Raw genomic sequence first — 16,213 nt, forward strand, 5'->3', positions numbered from 1 at the left:
GACGTGTCACAGCAGGGCTGCGGCAAGACGTCGCAACACCGCAGGCGGCCGATGCCGAGGGCGCCCAAAGGGTTCAGACCAGAAGGGATGCTGTGCTTGCACAGCATCCCTTCTGGTCTGAACGCGGCCCTGCATCGATCTGCAATCCGTTCCAAGCTAAGGCAAGTCGAAGACCAGCACTTCGGCCTGCCGCCCACTCAGGAGGTCGATCCTATCTTCATCAATCGTCTTCAATGCGTCTCCCCGCCTGAGCGGCGTCCCGTTGATGCTGATCTCGCCCTTGACCACATGCACATAAACGCGCCGGCCTGACACAATCCCGAACCCGGCGCTGTCCTCCCCATCGAACAGTCCGGCATACACCCGCGCATCCTGATGTATCGTCACCGAGCCATCGCTGCCGTCCGGGCTGGCGATCAGCCTTAACCGCCCTCTCTTCTCTTCGGGCTCGAATCGCTTCTGCTCATACCCCGGCTGGATGCCGAAGAGATTCGGTTCGATCCATATCTGCAGGAAATGCGCCTGGCTGTCCTTGGAGTGATTGAATTCCGAATGCATGACGCCGCGCCCGGCGCTCATGCGCTGCACGTCGCCGGGACGGATCACGCTGCTGTTGCCCATGTTGTCCTTGTGCGCGAGCTCGCCTTCGAGCACATAGCTGATGATTTCCATGTCGCGATGGCCATGGGCGCCGAAGCCGCTGCCGCCGTCGATGCGGTCTTCGTTGATCACCCGCAGCGGGCCGAACGCCATGTGCTGCGGATCGTAGTAATCGGCGAAGGAAAAGCTGTGATAGGAATCCAGCCATCCGTGGTTCGCATGCCCACGCTCCTCGCTTCTGCGCAGTTCTATCATGTCGGCTTCCTTTCTTCCGCAATGGGAGGCAATGGGATTGAAACGGTTCAGCCGCTTACAATATCAGCAAATCTGCTTGCCGGCGCTTGCAGGGCTCGCAGTCGGCCGGCAGGCCGATTCATGATCCATTCCCGATCCGTTTCTTTCCGCGCATGAACAACACCGCCTATATCGGCCGCTTCGCTCCCTCGCCCACCGGACCATTGCACATGGGATCGCTCGTCGCCGCAATGGCCAGCTACCTCGATGCGCGTACGCATCACGGGACGTGGCTGGTTCGCATCGAGGATATCGACGAGGGGCGCACCGTGCCGGGCGCCGATGAAGCGATTCTCCAGTGCCTGCAGGCATTCGGTATGCGGTGGGATGGGGAAGTGGTCTGGCAGAGCCGCCGCAAGGCGCTCTATGAAGCGGCCTTCGCCCGGCTGGGCAGCCATGCCTATGCCTGCGGCTGCACGCGCAGGGAAATTGCGGATTCTCGCATCGGCATCGCCAGCGACGGCGCGGCGGTCTATCCGGGTACCTGCCGCGGTGGACTCGCGGAAGGCAAGACCGCCCGCGCCTGGCGCCTTCGCATTGCGGATGACTGCCGCATTGGCTTTACCGACCGCTGGCAGGGAGAGGTGTCGCAGCATCTGCCGTCGGAGGTGGGGGATTTCGTGCTCAGGCGCGCCGACGGTTTCTGGGCCTACCAGCTTGCGGTGGTGGTGGATGATGCCGACCAGCAAGTGACCGACATCGTTCGCGGCGCCGATCTGCTCGATTCGACGCCTCGGCAGATTTACCTGCAGCGCCTGCTGGGAGCGCCGACACCCCGGTATCTGCATGTTCCGGTGGTCACCAACAGCGCTGGGGAAAAATTGTCGAAGCAGACCGGCGCGCTGGCCCTGGATGTCTTACGGCCCCTGCCGGAGCTGATCAGGGCCGCCGCTTATTTGGAACTGGACGTGAACGGCGTCGATACGATCGAGCAGTTCTGGCAATCCGCGCTGCACCGCTGGCAGGCGCGGTTCAGGGATTAAGAGCGCTTCTGCAGGCCGCCCAGCAATGCCGCCACCTTGACCTTGGCCGGCTTGCCGTTGCCCTGATCGGGGCCGTTTCCGTTCGCCGGCTGCGGCGTGGGTGCCGCCGGCTCGTAGGGTTTCAGGAACCAGGGGTCGATCTTTTCCCTGCGCGGCGCATGGGACGTGCGCCCGTGACCATACTGGCTGGCGCCCCGGCTCGATCCGCCGGAACGCTCTTCGCCGTCGTCATGGCGCGGCGGTCTGCGGTCCGACGAACGCTGGGGGACGAAGCCGGCGAGTGGCTGGCGGGCGATGGTGTGCTTGATCAGCTTTTCGATGTCGGTCAGCAGGCGCGCATCCTTGTCGGAGAACAGGGAGATTGCATCGCCGGATGCGCCGGCGCGGCCGGTGCGGCCGATCCTGTGCACATAGTCTTCCGCGTTGTACGGCAGGTCGAAGTTGATCACGCAGGGCAGTTCGGCGATATCAAGGCCGCGGGCGGCGACGTCGGTGGCCACCAGCACTTCGATCGTGCCCTGCTTGAACGCCTCCAGCGCCGCCATGCGTTCGGTCTGCGTCTTGTCGCCATGAATTGCCGACGCCTTGATGCCTTCCTTTTCCAGGTGCCGCGACAGGCGCGATGCGCCGATCTTCGTGTTCGAGAACACGATGACCTGCTTGAGGCCGCGCGTGCGGATGATGTGGGCAACCGCTTCCTGCTTGGCGTCTTCCTCGACCTTGAACAGCACCTGGGTCACGTTGTCGGCCGTGGCATTGCTGCGCGCGACTTCGATGGTGACCGGATTCTTGAGGAAGCTGTTGGCCAGCTTCTTGATCTCGGGCGAGAAGGTGGCCGAGAACATCAGGTTCTGGCGCTGCTTCGGCAGCAGGTTGATGATGCGCTGCAGATCCGGAAGGAAGCCCATGTCGAGCATGCGGTCGGCTTCGTCCATGACGAGAATCTGGGTCTGCGACAGGTTGAGCGTCTTCTGCTGCACATGGTCGAGCAGGCGGCCGGGCGTGGCGATGACGATCTCGACGCCGCTGCGCAGCGCGCTGGTCTGCGGTGCCATGTCGACGCCGCCGAAAATCACGGTGGAACGCAGCGGCGTGTGACGGGAATAGGCCTTGACGTTATCGGCGACCTGGTCGGCGAGCTCGCGCGTCGGGGTCAGGATCAGCGCACGTACCGGATGGCGCGCCGGCGAGGCGCTGGTATTGGCATGCGCGAGCAGCAGCTGAATGATGGGCAGGGAAAAGCCGGCGGTCTTGCCTGTGCCGGTTTGTGCCGCGCCCATGACATCCCGGCCCTGGAGGACGATGGGGATCGCTTCCGCCTGGATCGGGGTCGGGTGAACATAACCTTGGTCGGCAAGCGCGCGCAAGATGTCGGGCGAGAGTCCGAAGTCTTCGAAGCGGACCGCAGGCGCGGCAGGTTGCGTGGGTGCTAACAGGGTGTCTGACATAATCGCTATCAATGGGCCGAATCGGCCGGTTAAGCACAGCTTCCCGATGCGGCCGGGTGCTGCCTGGATGAACAACCCTTCATTATACGCCTGCGTTTATACGACGTCGTTTTGTCGGCTTGATGACAGCGGGCTTGAAGGGAAGAAATGCAGGAACGGAACCTAGTCTGACCATACGGCGGAAGGAAAATTGCAGACTGTTTGATGAATTGCCGGGTCTGATTTCGAATTCGCATTCCAAATTTGGAATTCAATTTGCAATTTTTCTCTTTATGGAATAAATTGCAAATATCTCATCAATTCATCGATTTTGTCCATGGCTCTGCGCACTCCTCGAACTGCTGCAAGCATCAGCCCGGACGCCATGTCTCCGGCAGCGATCCGCGCGTTCGACAACATCGCGCGTCTCTGGAAACTCGACTTGGACATGCAGTTGACTTTGCTGGGCAATCCGCCGCGCTCGACCTTCTACAAATGGAAGAAGGAACCGGATTCGGCGCGCCTGGGCCGCGATACGCTCGAACGAATTTCCTACATCCTCGGCATCTACAAGGCGCTGCAGATCCTGCTGCCCGAACCCGCGGTGGCCGACGGCTGGATACACAAGCCCAACAGCGCTTCGATTTTCGGCGGCAAAAGCGCACTTCAGCGCATGCTGTCAGGCAATGTCGCGGATCTCTACGTCGTGCGCCAGTATCTTGATGCCATGCGCGGTGGTTGAATGACGTATCCGCTGGCGCGCATCGAATGGCATCCGGCCTTTCGAATCATCCCTACCCGCTTTCCCACCATCAATCTCTTCGATCGCGTCGCTTCGGCCGAAGATTTCGATGCCTTGTATGCTTTGGAAGCCATGACGAACGACCGCATCCGGGACGAGATCGGCGAGATCGAACTGGTGCCCAGGGAAGAGCGGCTCTTCGGTCCGGGCTGCGGACCGATCATGGCAGCCTTCACGCATCTCAATCCGTCGGGCAGCCGCTTCAGCGATGGCAGCTATGGCGTGTTCTACGCCGCGTTCCAGAAGCAGACGGCGATCGCCGAAACCACCTATCACCAAGCCCGCTTTCTCAAGGCTACCAATGAAGGCCCCATCCAGCTGCAGATGCGCGTCTATCATGTAGAAGTGGCGGGCTTGCTGCATGACCTGCGCGGTTTGGACCACCATCATCCGGTTTACGATCCGCATGCGTACGGCGTGCCCCAAGGGCTTGGAAAAGCGCTGCGCCAGGAGGGTGCCAACGGCGTGGTGTACCGCAGCGTCCGGGATCAGGACGGGCAGTGCGTTGCAGCCTTCCGCACCGCCATCCTGTCCAATTGCCGCCATGGCAGCCAGATGCTCTATCAATGGGACGGCTCGGCGTTTTCGGGCGTGTATGAAAAGGTGATGTGAACAGTTCGCTCCAGTTCGCTCGCCGCTGTACGCATGGAAGAAAGCCATTTTCATCAGCCCTGACGTGTACTGCGGAACGCTCGGTACCAATCCAGGGCATACCGTGCCATGACCTTGGATTGGTATAACACAGCGATTTTGTGCTAATTACGCCGTATTTGTTCAAGTCGCTGCGGAGAGGCCTCCTTAACATACTGCCGTATGTGCCGGCCTGTACCCTTCCACTCCGATTCATGACTTATTCCGTGCACCGAGCGAGTTTGCGCTTTGATTCCGGGCTGACGGGGTACTTCATCAGTGGCCGCACCGTAGCCGCCGCCTGCTGTTTTTGCAGTCACTTACCTCTCCAGGCAAAGGCAAAGCCAGGCAAGCAGCAATCCATATGGAGATTCGAATCATGGTGAGACAAAATGGCAGCATCGAATACCTGCCCGGCACCGGGCAAGCTATCCCGCCCAAGGACCGGCCAGGCTGTCATACGAACACCGTGCCCGAGATCAACCTGCGGGATGCTCGTGAAGATGCGCTGCTCGCATCGCGGGCGGAACTGATTCGGGCCGCTCGCATCACGATGGCAGGACAACTGGCCGCATCGATCGTGCACGAACTCCGCCAACCGCTGACATCGATTGTTTCACACGGCGGAGCAAGCCTGCGCTGGCTCGATAAAAATCCGCCCGAAATTGAAGAAATACGGGCCGGCCTTCGGGAAATGATTCAGGAAGCCGAGCGTGCAGGCCACATCATGCGCAGCTTGGAGGCGCTGACCACGAACAGTACACCTGCGATGAACCGAATCGATCTGCACGAAACCATTCGGTACACACTTTTGATGGCCAAGAATAAATTTGAAAAGCATGGCATCTCGATCCTGCTGTTCCTCGATGCCGAGGCGGCCTGCGTACAAGGCGACCAGGTTCAGCTGCAGCAGGTGCTGTTGAATCTTGTAACAAACGCAGTAGACGCAATGAGCAATATCATCACCCGCCCGCGACTACTTTCCATATCGACCAGCCATCCGGACGCTGATCACATCGAGGTTTGCATTCAGGATTCCGGAGACGGCATCGCCGAAGAAGCCAAGGACAAGCTCTTTGATGCCTTCTATACAACGAAAGAAGGCGGCATGGGAATGGGCCTTGCAATTTCGCGGTCAATCGTCGATGCCCATCATGGCTATTTGAAGGTAACGGCCAATAAGACGCATGGCAGCGTGTTCCATATGATACTGCCCGTTTTTGATTCTGGTCGTGAGCCTGTTTCGGCCGCTTAGGAACCATAGCGGCAACCATACTCGCATGCATTCGCGAAAGCTACGGTCTCGCGGGCAATAGGCTGTGTAACTGCATCATGCACAGGTAGTAGTTCCATCAACCATATTGGTAGAATGAGCTACTCGTGTCACAAAATGCAGGGAAAGCTATGGGCCGGGCTTACGGTGAAACAATAAGCAACTATTTCGACGCTGGCCGTACCTCGTTGGTCATGCAGAGCGCAGCGCTGCCAAATCATACCGCCGTCACCTATCTGCGGTGCGATGGACCGGGTACGGGCATGACTGAACCGATTCCTCCGGAGCCGGCGCTGCTGCTGGCGGTGCAGTTGAAACCGCTCGTCAAGCATGATTTATGGCTGGACGGCCGTCACGTGCCAGTGTCGCCTTACGCGACCGGCGCACTCACCATGCTGGCTCTGGAAAGCCGCCCGGTAGCCAATCTCGCCAGCAGTTACGAATGCGTGCAAATGTTTTTCCCTCGCAGCGCATTGGATACTGTTTCCGACGCCGAAGGCATGCAGCGCTTTGGCAGCTTTCCGACGCTCAATGGCGCCGAGGACCCGGTACTGGCACATCTGGCGCGAATTGCCCACATGGCTGTCAGTCCTGCCGGGCCGGCCACTTCTCTTTTTCTGGAATCGATGCTGCTCAGCGTGCATCGGCATCTGCGCAGCCGATACGCAGGGCAACGCGAACCGTATACCAGGGCGCGCGGAGGACTGGCCCGCTGGCAGGAGACGCGCGTCAAGGAATACATCGATGCACATCTCGGCTCCAGCATCAGTCTGCTGGACCTGTCCAATCAATGCCAGCTATCGCCGAGCCAGTTCGGTCGCGCCTTCAAAGCCAGTGTCGGCATGACACCGCACCGCTGGCTGATCGAGCGCCGCCTGGATCAGGCCAGGAGCCTGCTCGTGTGTTCCGACAAGACGCTGGCAGAAATTGCCCATCACTGCGGTTTTTCCGACCAGAGTCACCTGGCACGCGAATTTCGTCGTACGGAAGGTCTGGGCCTGACGGCTTGGAGACGCTTGCATGCAGTCAAGCGGGAGCTGGAGACCAAGCCGGCAAAATAAGGCGCCGGCAAGCTACCCAAAAAGAAAGAGGGTTAGCATGCACTATCATGCTAACCCTCTTGTTTTATTGGTGGGCCTCCCGTGAGTCGAACACGGCACCAACGGATTATGAGTCCGCTGCTCTAACCAAGCATGAGCTAGAGGCCCGGAAAGGCAGATATTTTATTCCAAACAGGCATCATGCCGCTAGGCTCATTTGCAACTTGCCAAGAAACTTTGAGCAAGTTGCAAGCGAAGGCCTGATGAATCTGCATTCAAAACCGAATTCATCAGGCCGCCAAGCTTAACTGCCTTCCAGGAAGCTCTTCAGCTTGTCGGAGCGGGACGGATGCCGAAGCTTGCGCAGTGCCTTGGCTTCTATCTGGCGAATGCGCTCGCGCGTCACGTCGAACTGCTTGCCAACCTCTTCCAAGGTATGGTCGGTCGACATTTCAATGCCGAAGCGCATGCGCAGCACCTTGGCTTCGCGCGGTGTGAGGGAATCGAGAACATCCTTGACCACGCCGCGCATCGATGCGTGCAGCGCCGCATCGGCCGGAGCCAGCGTGTTGTTGTCTTCGATGAAATCGCCAAGATGCGAATCGTCATCGTCACCGATAGGCGTTTCCATGGAGATCGGTTCTTTTGCGATCTTCATGATCTTGCGGATCTTGTCTTCCGGCATTTCCATCTTGATCGCCAGCGTCGCGGGATCAGGCTCGGCACCTGTCTCCTGCAGTATCTGGCGCGAGATGCGGTTCATCTTGTTGATCGTTTCGATCATGTGCACCGGAATACGGATCGTGCGCGCCTGGTCCGCGATCGAGCGGGTAATGGCCTGACGGATCCACCATGTCGCGTAAGTCGAAAACTTGTAGCCGCGTCGGTATTCGAACTTGTCCACCGCCTTCATCAGGCCGATATTGCCTTCCTGGATCAGGTCGAGGAACTGCAGGCCGCGGTTGGTATATTTCTTCGCGATCGAGATCACCAGACGCAGGTTGGCCTCCGTCATTTCGCGCTTGGCCTTGCGCGCCTTCATCTCACCTGCAGCCATCTTCTTGTTGATGTTGCGAAGATCAGGCAAAGGCAGCACGACGCGCGCCTGTAGGTCGATCAGCTTTTGCTGGAGTTCCTTAATAGTCGGCACGTTGCGGCCGAGGACGGCGCTGTAGGAGTGATTGCCCGCGACTTCGCCATCGATCCAGTCGAGGTTGGTCTCGTTGCCCGGGAAAACCTTGATGAAATGAGCACGCGGCATGCCGCAGCGGTTGACCGCGACATCAAGAATCTGCTTCTCGATGTGACGCACTTCATCGACCTGCCCGCGCAGGGTATCGCAAAGTTTCTCGACGAATTTCGCGGTGAAGCGGATCGACAGCAGCTCGTTCGAGATCGTTTCCTGGGCCTTGACGTAGGGCTTGGAGTTGTAGCCTTCCTTCTCGTAGGCCTTGCGCATCTTGTCGAACTGGCTCGAAATCTCTTCGAACTTGGCGAGCGAATCGCGCTTGAGCTGCTCAAGCTGCTCGGCGGAGAAACCGGCTGCGCCGCCGCCACTGTTTTCCTCTTCCTCTTCGTCTTCTTCCTCGTCGTCCTCTTCGTCCTCGTCTTCATCGGAAGCGGCGGCAACCGGCGGAGGCGCCACGTCTTCGGAGGCGTTCGGATCGACGAGGCCGTCCACGATCTCGTCAACCTTGATCTCTTCCTTTTCAATGCGGGAAGCTGCCGCCAGGATTTCGGCGATCGTGGTCGGACAGGCGGAAATCGCCTGGATCATGTCCTTGAGGCCGTCTTCGATACGCTTGGCGATTTCGATCTCGCCTTCGCGCGTCAGCAGTTCGACCGAACCCATTTCGCGCATGTACATGCGGACCGGATCGGTCGTGCGGCCGAAATCGGAGTCCACCGTCGACAGTGCGGCTTCCGCCGCCGCTTCGGCGTCGTCGTCGCTGGCGCCCGACGCAACGCTGTCCGACAGCAAGAGGGTTTCCGCGTCCGGCGCCTGCTCGTAGACGGCAATGCCCATGTCATTGAACGTGCCGATGATGCCGTCGATGGCTTCGGGGTCAACGATATTTTCAGGCAGGTGGTCATTGATTTCCGAGTAGGTCAGGAAACCCCTGTCCTTGCCCAGCTTGATGAGCGACTTGAGCTTCTGGCGGCGCTGCTCGAGTTCTTCTTCCGAGGCTTCGCTGTCGGAAAAGGCGTCCTTGAGCAGGGCTTTTTCTTTTGCCTTGCGGTCCTTCGCCTTTGCCTTGTCGGCGGCCTTGAGTTCGGCGCGTTCTACGGCATTGAGCGCCGCGACTTCGTCGTTCTCGGGCTGGAAATCCTTCGGCTTGCGCCCGCGACGGCCCGGAACCTTAACTGTCGGCAAGACGTATCCGGACGTGTCGATGGCGGCCAATGCCGCGGCATCGGTGGTCTGGCTGACCGCCATTACTTTGCTGTCCGACTTGGCTTCCGCCGCAGGCGCGACCTTGGCAGACTTGCTGGCAGTCTTGGATTCGGTTTTCTTGTTTGTCACGGGTTCTTTCAATGTCTCGGGAGCCGTCTGGTCGACGGCTCTGGATGAAGGTTTCGCCTTTGACATACTGGCAGTTGCGGTCGTCGGCGCTACTTTGGCGACGTCTTTCGTCGCTGCTTTGCTGGGCGTCTTTGCCTTGCTTGCGGGTGAGGCGGAAGCGGTCTGCTTTTCGGCGGGCTTTGCCATCGACTTGCCGGCAGCGGATTTAGTTGCAGCTGAAGCGGCATTTTTTGCCGTCACACTCGAATTCGCGGTTTTTTTCATTGCGTTTGCCATGGAATCAGTCCCAACTGAACTACCCTCGTGCGCCGAGTGAATTACGCTTGGTGGAGCCGATCTGCAATCCTGGCTCGGCATTCGCCCGCGCTGCATGTTCTCGATCATTCCGCCGACCAAAGGCCGGAAAACTCTCTAAGACCTTGAATCAAAAGCTTTTAATGATACCATACGGCGCAATATTTCTCCAATTCAAAGCCATGTTGTCAACTACCGCGATGTTGCTTCGACCTCTGCCTGACGTCGGAGTTGCTCCTGTTGCTGCATCAATTCCCGATAACGGTTGCGCGCCTCTTCTGTTGACAGGCCGGTGCTTGCCAGCCTTTCCATCTCCGCTTTCAATACTTGCATTTTAGTCTGCCGTATTGCTCCGGCAAGTTCAAGCCGGGCGGCTTCGGGTTCGGACTCGACCTCCGCCGCGATTTCCGCGATCAGGGGATCGAAGTCAGAACCGGCCGCCTTGAGCTGCTCCGCGAGCGCCGCGAAGTGTGCGTTATCGCCCAATGCCCAGCAGGCTTCGAGCAGCTGGCTGAGCATCGCCGCATTGTCCGGCGCAAGCTGCGCCACCGCGTCGACCGCTGCCTGGTCCACCCCGGCAGCCAGGGAGGGATGCGCCACGAGCAGGCGGATCATCTGTCTTTCCAGGCCCATCGGCGGCGTGCGCTTGGTACGCGGCGGCGCCACCTTGGTGCGGGCGACAGGCTGGGCAAGCTCGAACAAGGCTTCGATTTCAGCGGGCGTCGTCTGGGTCATCTGCGCCAGCCCTCGCACGATCTGCAGGCGCAGTCCGGATGGCGGCATCGCCTGCAGCAGCGGCTTGGCATCGAACTGCGCGCGCGCCCTTCCTTCCGGGGTGGTCAAGTCATTGTCCTGGCTGACTTCCTTGAGCAGGAATTGCGACAGCGGCATCGCGTCACGCACCTGCTGCTCGAAAGCCTGCGTGCCGAACTCGCGCACATAGCTGTCGGGATCATGCTCGGGAGGCAGGAAAAGGTATTTCAATGTCTTGTTGTCGCCGGCATAGGGAAGGCAGGCTTCCAGTGCCCTGCGGGCCGCGCGGCGTCCGGCCGCATCGCCGTCGAAACTGAAGATGACATGGTCCGTCTGCCGCAGCAGTTTCTGCACATGGGTGGTGGTGCAGGCGGTGCCGAGCGTGGCTACCGCTTGCGGGAAGCCTAGTTGCGCCAACGCAACAACATCCATGTAACCTTCCGTCACAAGCACGTAGCCGGCTTCGCGGATGGCCTGGCGTGCTTCGAACAGGCCGTACAACTCAAGACCCTTCTGAAATAAGGGTGTTTCCGGCGAATTCAAGTATTTGGGCTCGCCGCCATCCAGCACGCGGCCGCCGAAACCGATGACTTGACCTTTGGTATTCCGGATCGGGAACATGACCCGGTCGCGGAAGCGGTCGTAACGCTTGCGGCCGCCGCCCTCTTCTTCACTGCGGTCGATCACCAGGCCGGACTCGACCAAGGCGGCGGCATCGTAGTCGGGGAAAACCGAGCGCAAGTTGTCCCAGCCGCCGGGCGCGTAGCCGAGCCCGAAGCGGGCGGCGATTTCGCCCGTCAATCCGCGGTTCTTCAGGTAGCTGATCGCGTTCTGCGCGCTGCGCAGTTCCTGGCGGTAGAAATCGGATGCCTTGGACATCGCCTCGGTCAGGGCGATGCTTTTCGCCTGCACCTCGGCCCGCTGTGCCGGCGGCAATCTGTCCTGCTCGGGAACGATCATTCCCACGCCCTGGGCGAGGTCCTTTACCGCTTCGACGAAGCCGAGGCCGGAATATTCGATGAGAAAGCCGATGGCGGTGCCATGGGCGCCGCAGCCGAAGCAGTGATAGAACTGCTTGGTCGGGCTGACGGTGAAGCTGGGGGATTTTTCGTTATGGAACGGGCACAAGCCCATGTAATTCGCGCCGCCCTTCTTCAATTGCACGTAACGGCCGACGACATCGACGATATCGACCCTGTTAAGCAAATCCTGAATGAATGATTGTGGAATCACGGCGGTGCGGGAAACAAGATGTCATTAAGGAATGTCCAGGCCGGCTGACGCTGCCTGGGCCGTGCAATTCAGATGGAGACAAAGCGGCAATTCAAAAGCCTTGCCGCCTCTCCCTTGACATCTTCAGGCCGTGGACAAGGCCTTTTTCACCAGCGCGGAGACGGCCGTCATATCGGCGCGCCCTGCCAGCTTGGGCTTGAGCACGCCCATGACCTTGCCCATGTCCTGGGGGCCTGCCGCGCCGGTCTGGGCGATGGCGGCAGCGACTTCACCGGAGATTTCGGCTTCCGACAGTTCGGGAGGCATGTACGCGGACAGCACCGTCAGCTCCGCCTTTTCGATATCGGCGAGATCCTGGCGTCCGCCTGCCTCGAACTGGGAAATGGAATCCTTGCGCTGCTTGATCATCTTTTCGATGATGGCAAGGACATGGGCATCCGTCAGTTCGATGCGCTCGTCGACTTCCTTCTGCTTCATCGCTGCGGTCAGCAGGCGGATCGTGCCCAGCCTGCCGGTGTCCTTGGCGCGCATTGCCGCTTTCATGTCTTCGGTGATCTGCTCTTTCAGGCCCATTTTTTCTCCAATTCGACAAGTCATTGCAATCAGCGTCACATTGCGCAGTGCGGCTTCCGGCAAACTCGGGCTTGGAACATCAGCTCACGCGCGGCCAAGCCGATATGCAAATGACAATTCATGTAAGCAACAAAACCCGCTGCGGCATGATTCCGGAGCGGGTCGATACATTACCGCACGCTGAGTGCGGCAAGGGAAATCAGTAAAGCTTCTTCGGCAGCTGCTGGCTGCGGATACGCTTGTAGTGACGCTTTACGGCAGCGGCGAGCTTGCGCTTGCGCTCAGCGGTCGGCTTTTCGTAGAACTCACGCGCACGCAATTCTGTCAGCAAACCGGTTTTCTCAATGGTCCGCTTGAAGCGGCGCATGGCGACTTCGAACGGCTCGTTTTCTTTAAGGCGAATTGTGGTCATGTAAGTCTAACCGTGGGTTTTATAGGAAAGACGGCGAGTATATCAGCTTCACTCGCCGAAGCAAAGATTTTCGTTCACTTGTCGCGCGGCGAACAGTTTTGTTGCTATACCGACAGGCCGGCCGCCACGCCGGAGGCCCATGCCCATTGGAAGTTGTAGCCGCCCAACCAGCCGGTCACATCGACCGCCTCGCCGATGAAATGCAGCCCCGGCACCTTGTTGGCCATCATGCTCTGCTGGGAAAGCTCCCTGGTATCCACGCCGCCGCGCGTGACTTCCGCCTTGCGGTAGCCTTCCGAACCGTTGGGCGCCAGCGCCCAACGGTTGACGGATTCGCCCAGCTTGCGCAATTGCTTGTCTGGCATGTCGGCAAGGCGGGCATCGGGCCGGATGCCGTTCAGCGCAAGCATGCCTTCGGCCAGGCGGCTTGGAAGCCACTGCGGCAGCAGGTTGCCGATGGTCTTCTTCAACGTGCCCTTGCCCTGAATGAGCGTTTCGGCAATATCGGTTTCCGGCACGAGGTTGACGGCGATCGGCGTGCCGGAATCCCAATAGCTGGAGATCTGCAGCACGGCAGGCCCGGACAAGCCGCGATGCGTAAACAGAAGATCCTCGCGAAACTGCATGCGGGATTTCTTTTGCCCGGTCTCGATATCGACCTCGAGCGCCATGCCGGACAATGGAACGAACGGTTCCCAGGCGTTCGCATCGAAGGTCAGCGGCACCAGGCCCGGCCGCGGGTCGATCAGCTTGAGGCCGAACTGCTTGGCGATGCGAAAGGCGAAATCGGTGGCGCCGATCTTCGGTATCGACAGGCCGCCGGTGGCGATGACGACATGCGCGGCATGAATTTGCCCAGCACTGGTATCCAGCCTGAACATCTCGCCGTCCTTGCCGACGGCTTCAACAGTGCACGGCATGCGCCAGGCCACCTTGCCTGCCTCGCATTCGGCCTTGAGCATGTCGATGATCTGCTCGGCGGAATGGTCGCAGAAGAGCTGGCCCTTGTGTTTCTCGTGGTAGGCGATGCGATAGCGCTTCACCAAGGCGAGGAAATCCTGCGAGGTATAGCGCGACAGGGCGCTGCGGCAGAAATGCGGATTGGCGGACAGGTAGTTCTGCGGTCCGGCATGCAGGTTGGTGAAATTGCATCGCCCGCCGCCGGAGATGCGGATCTTTTCCGCAAGCTTGGTTGCATGATCGATCAGCACCACCTTCCTGCCCCGTTGGCCTGCGACGGCGGCACACATCATCCCGGCGGCGCCGGCGCCGATCACGGCAAGGTCGAACTGGTTTTGCATGGCTGGTAGAAATTAGGCGAAGCCGTGATTGTACGCGCAGGCTGCCTTCTTCCCGGGAGCGCGCGATCCAGCCGAAAAAACGGCCACGATGATACCGTGGCCGAAATGACATCTCTTGAGGATGGAGGAAAATGATTCAGCCGGCGATGCGCTCCGGTTCTGGAATCAGGTGATGAAATGTATCCTGCGAAGCGCAGCGCACCACATCGCCGATCACGATGATGCTTGGGCTGGCCAGCCGGGAGTCGGCGATCGCCGCACTCAGCTCGCCCAGCGTGGTGACCAATTGCGCCTGCGATGCCGACGTGGCCGCATGAATGACGGCGACCGGCGTCGAAGCAGGCTTGCCGCCGGCCAGCAGGGCCTGCTGAATTTCGCCGCAGCGCCCGACGCCCATGTAAATCACGAGCGTCATGCCGAGCTTGGCCAGTGCAGCCCAATCCGGGTTGGCATCCACCGTCTTGCCATGCCCGGTGACGAAGACCGCGCCCTGACTCCAGTCGCGATGCGTGAGCGGTATGCCGATGGATGACGGTGCGGCCAGGCCGCTGCTGATGCCGTTGACGACATCGACCTCGATGCCGGCGGCGAGCAGATGCATGCGCTCTTCCCCGCCGCGGCCGAAGATGAAGGGATCGCCGCCCTTGAGGCGGACCACGAAATGGCCCGCGCGCGCTTCCGCGATCATCAGGCGCTCGATGAATTCCTGCGGGGTCGACTGGCAGCCGCCGCGCTTGCCGACATGGATGATGCGCGCACCGAAGCGGGCGTGTTCGAGGATGTCGGGATTGACGAGATCGTCGACCAGCAGCACATCGGCTTGTGAAATGGCCTTGACGGCCTTGAGCGTGAGCAGTTCCGGATCTCCGGGACCTGCGCCTACCAGAGCGACTTTACCCTGCGCGACTTTGTCCTGCCTGTTCATGGAACACCTTTGTTGCATGTAGATGCCTCGCTACATGCAAACAGTGTTCCACCTGCTCGAGGATGGGCGCCGGCACCGGCTGCTCGCCCTTGAGCGCCTTTTCTATCCATTTCGCGGTCGTTGCTGCATCACTTGAGTGCGGAAGCGGCGGCATCTCGTCCACCGGCCCCTGCTTTTGCACCAGCACCGTGCGCTGATGTGCGTGGAACCACTCGATCTGCTGGGCCCGCTTGGGGTTGGCGACCGTCTCGCCTTCGGTGCCGCGCATCAGGAATGCGTCGCCGCGCTCCACCGGCGCGGCCGTCTCGAAGTAGGCGGACAGCATCTCGAGATATTCGGGATGGGTGTAGGACGTCAGCCGCAGCGCAGGTCCCGCGAACGGCTGCATGATCTTGACCAGCGTATGGGTGGAGTTGCGCACGCCGAGAATGCCGCGCAATGCCAGCAGGCCGGCCAGGCGCGGCGCCAGCGCTTCCACCGGCATGAAGACGGGCTCATGGCGGGCAAAGCCGGCCTGTGCTGCCTCATGCGACTGCGCGGGGCGCAGGCCAAGTTCCGCCAGGATTTCCGCGGTGGTCACGCGTCCCGGGTCCTGGGACACGCCATGGATCAGCACGGGCGCGCCGTGCCGCGCGAGCAGCAGTGCAAGCAGCGGCGTGAGATTGGGGAGGTTGCGGGATCCGTTATAGCTGGGGATGACGATGGGCGCGTATTCCGATGCGGGCGGAGCGATCTGAACGAAGGAGGCTTCGGCCGCATCGAGAAAGCCGGCGATTTCATCGACCGATTCGCCCTTGATGCGCATCGCAAGCACGATGCCGCCGAGTTCGAGATCGGAAACGCGGCGCTCCAGCATGGCGGCGTACAAGTCACGGGCGTCCTCGCGCGACATGCTGCGCGCGCCTTTCTTGCCGCGGCCGATTTCCTTGATGAAACGGGCGGCGGGGAATGGGGTGGGTGTCTGGTTCATGGCGGAAGGGTACTACGAAGTGCAGGCGGGTGCGAAGATGGGAGGTTTACCACGGCTCTTCTTAAGGTGGAATATCCTCCGTACTCCCTCCCCTTGAAGGGGAGGGCTGGGGTGGGGATGGGGTTCGATCCCGATGAAAGGACATTTCTTCATGCTAAAACAACCCATCCCCACCCTAA

15 protein-coding genes and 1 tRNA gene are annotated in these 16,213 nt (G+C 60.2%); 6 read left to right on the forward strand and 10 right to left on the reverse strand.

Annotated features, from left to right (window positions below):
- Positions 1–156: 156 nt before the first annotated feature.
- The gene (locus tag IGW03_RS20605) at positions 157–855 is read right to left on the reverse strand and encodes a pirin family protein (RefSeq protein ID WP_194724411.1); all 699 of its coding nucleotides are present in this window, start codon (positions 853–855) and stop codon (positions 157–159) included.
- 152 nt (positions 856–1,007) lie between these two features.
- Here IGW03_RS20605 and gluQRS point away from each other — a divergent pair, with 152 nt between their 5' ends.
- Positions 1,008–1,877 carry a tRNA glutamyl-Q(34) synthetase GluQRS gene (gluQRS, locus tag IGW03_RS20610; protein ID WP_194724412.1) on the forward strand — a complete coding sequence of 290 codons (870 nt, stop codon included), beginning with the start codon at positions 1,008–1,010 and terminating at the stop codon, positions 1,875–1,877.
- Here gluQRS and IGW03_RS20615 read toward each other — a convergent pair.
- On the reverse strand, positions 1,874–3,325 hold the full coding sequence (locus IGW03_RS20615) for a DEAD/DEAH box helicase (RefSeq protein WP_194724413.1): 1,452 nt from the start codon (positions 3,323–3,325) through the stop codon (positions 1,874–1,876). The genes gluQRS and IGW03_RS20615 overlap by 4 nt on opposite strands.
- A 316-nt stretch (positions 3,326–3,641) precedes the next feature.
- On the opposite strand from IGW03_RS20615, the gene IGW03_RS20620 reads away from it, so the two are divergent.
- The 4 genes from IGW03_RS20620 to IGW03_RS20635 all read left to right on the forward strand — a co-directional run bounded on the left by IGW03_RS20620 (position 3,642) and on the right by IGW03_RS20635 (position 7,070).
- Entirely contained in the window at positions 3,642–4,046 is a 405-nt protein-coding gene (locus IGW03_RS20620; RefSeq protein ID WP_194724414.1) for an MbcA/ParS/Xre antitoxin family protein, read from the forward strand.
- Complete coding sequence (locus IGW03_RS20625; protein ID WP_194724415.1) at positions 4,047–4,718, forward strand: RES family NAD+ phosphorylase; 672 nt, start codon at positions 4,047–4,049, stop codon at positions 4,716–4,718.
- A 382-nt stretch (positions 4,719–5,100) separates the two neighbouring features.
- Entirely contained in the window at positions 5,101–5,991 is an 891-nt protein-coding gene (locus tag IGW03_RS20630; RefSeq protein ID WP_194724416.1) for a sensor histidine kinase, read from the forward strand.
- A 281-nt stretch (positions 5,992–6,272) separates the two neighbouring features.
- Positions 6,273–7,070, forward strand: a complete 798-nt coding sequence (locus IGW03_RS20635) for a helix-turn-helix domain-containing protein (protein WP_194724417.1) — start codon at positions 6,273–6,275, stop codon at positions 7,068–7,070.
- A gap of 68 nt (positions 7,071–7,138) precedes the next feature.
- Here IGW03_RS20635 and IGW03_RS20640 read toward each other — a convergent pair.
- Positions 7,139–7,217: transfer RNA gene (locus tag IGW03_RS20640), tRNA-Ile, on the reverse strand.
- 136 nt (positions 7,218–7,353) lie between these two features.
- Entirely contained in the window at positions 7,354–9,573 is a 2,220-nt protein-coding gene (gene rpoD / locus IGW03_RS20645; RefSeq protein ID WP_438943666.1) for an RNA polymerase sigma factor RpoD, read from the reverse strand.
- Between rpoD and IGW03_RS38210 the strand changes: the two genes are divergently transcribed.
- Positions 9,563–9,889, forward strand: a complete 327-nt coding sequence (locus IGW03_RS38210; RefSeq protein ID WP_228535857.1) for a hypothetical protein — start codon at positions 9,563–9,565, stop codon at positions 9,887–9,889. The genes rpoD and IGW03_RS38210 overlap by 11 nt on opposite strands.
- Positions 9,890–10,059: 170 nt before the next feature.
- Here IGW03_RS38210 and dnaG read toward each other — a convergent pair whose 3' ends face one another.
- The 6 genes from dnaG to ybiB form a co-directional block, all read right to left on the reverse strand.
- Positions 10,060–11,853, reverse strand: coding sequence for a DNA primase (dnaG, locus tag IGW03_RS20650; protein WP_194724419.1), 1,794 nt, complete (start codon positions 11,851–11,853; stop codon positions 10,060–10,062).
- 123 nt (positions 11,854–11,976) lie between these two features.
- Positions 11,977–12,426: a GatB/YqeY domain-containing protein gene (locus IGW03_RS20655; protein ID WP_194724420.1), complete on the reverse strand. Its 450-nt coding sequence runs from the start codon at positions 12,424–12,426 to the stop codon at positions 11,977–11,979.
- A 199-nt stretch (positions 12,427–12,625) separates the two neighbouring features.
- Positions 12,626–12,838 carry a 30S ribosomal protein S21 gene (gene rpsU, locus IGW03_RS20660; protein WP_005665410.1) on the reverse strand — a complete coding sequence of 71 codons (213 nt, stop codon included), beginning with the start codon at positions 12,836–12,838 and terminating at the stop codon, positions 12,626–12,628.
- A 104-nt stretch (positions 12,839–12,942) separates the two neighbouring features.
- The gene (locus IGW03_RS20665; RefSeq protein ID WP_194724421.1) at positions 12,943–14,139 is read right to left on the reverse strand and encodes a BaiN/RdsA family NAD(P)/FAD-dependent oxidoreductase; all 1,197 of its coding nucleotides are present in this window, start codon (positions 14,137–14,139) and stop codon (positions 12,943–12,945) included.
- 136 nt (positions 14,140–14,275) lie between these two features.
- Positions 14,276–15,064 (reverse strand): uroporphyrinogen-III C-methyltransferase, encoded by a 789-nt coding sequence (cobA, locus tag IGW03_RS20670; RefSeq protein ID WP_194724422.1) that lies wholly within the window; start codon positions 15,062–15,064, stop codon positions 14,276–14,278.
- Positions 15,033–16,034, reverse strand: coding sequence for a DNA-binding protein YbiB (gene ybiB / locus IGW03_RS20675; protein WP_194724423.1), 1,002 nt, complete (start codon positions 16,032–16,034; stop codon positions 15,033–15,035). The genes cobA and ybiB overlap by 32 nt, the downstream gene beginning before the upstream one ends.
- Positions 16,035–16,213 lie beyond the last annotated feature (179 nt).

The sequence above is a fragment of the Noviherbaspirillum malthae genome (genome assembly GCF_015352985.1).
GTDB classification, from domain to species: domain Bacteria; phylum Pseudomonadota; class Gammaproteobacteria; order Burkholderiales; family Burkholderiaceae_D; genus Noviherbaspirillum; species Noviherbaspirillum malthae.